Annotated in this window: 2 protein-coding genes; both read left to right on the top strand. The window is 68.3% G+C overall.

What is annotated here, in order from left to right:
• A partial coding sequence (locus VHAB30_RS30930; protein WP_174250301.1) for an ABC transporter ATP-binding protein occupies positions 1 to 479 on the top strand: 479 nt, incomplete at its 5' end.
• Positions 479 to 779 (top strand): ATP-binding cassette domain-containing protein (locus VHAB30_RS30925; RefSeq protein ID WP_159279716.1); only part of this gene is annotated, 301 nt, incomplete at its 3' end. The genes VHAB30_RS30930 and VHAB30_RS30925, both read left to right, overlap by 1 nt.

Here is a 779-nt window from a genome sequence, read left to right as displayed (position 1 = left end):
TGATCGCCGACGAGCCCACCACGGCGCTGGACGTGACCATCCAGGCGCAGATCCTCGAACTCATGCGCCGGCTGCAGGCCGAGACGGGCATGAGCATCCTGTTCATCACGCACAACCTGGGCGTGGTGGCCCACCATGCCGACGACGTGGTGGTCATGTACTCGGGTCGCGTGGTCGAGCGTGCGCCGGTGCGGCCACTGTTCGCGCAGCCCGAGCACCCGTACACACAGGGCTTGTTGGCCTGCCTGCCGGGCAAGGCGCGGGTTCCTGGGCAACCGAAGCCCAAGCGGCTGTTCGCGATTCGCGGGCAGGTGTCGAGCCCATTGGCCCCGCCGCCCGGTTGCGCCTTCGAGCCGCGCTGCGACCAAGCGCTGGCGAGCTGCAAGGACGCGATGCCGCCCCTGATCGACATTCGGCAAGACCGCCAGGCGCGCTGCGTGCGCGTGCAGCCCGACCAACCGCTCGCGAGGGCTGCATGATGACCACCGCTGTTTCTTCTTCCTCTCCCCTCATCGAAGTCCGCGGCCTCAAGAAGTACTTCGGCAGCAGCGAGCGCCCCGTGCGCGCGGTCGACGACGTGTCCTTCGCCATCCATCCCGGCGAGACGCTGGGCCTGGTCGGCGAATCGGGCTCGGGCAAGAGCACCATCGGACGCACCGTGCTGCGCCTGGTCGAGCGCACCGAGGGCCAGGTGCTGTACCGGGGCGACGACATCGGAGATCTTTCCGGCGAGCGCATGCGCAAGCTGCGCAGCAAGCTGCAGATCATCTTCCAGGACC

Origin of the sequence: Variovorax boronicumulans (assembly GCF_009811375.1) — a bacterium.
Lineage (GTDB): Bacteria > Pseudomonadota > Gammaproteobacteria > Burkholderiales > Burkholderiaceae_C > Variovorax > Variovorax boronicumulans.
The sequence above is the reverse complement of the archived record's forward strand: the minus strand, read 5'-3'. Positions and strand labels throughout refer to the sequence as shown.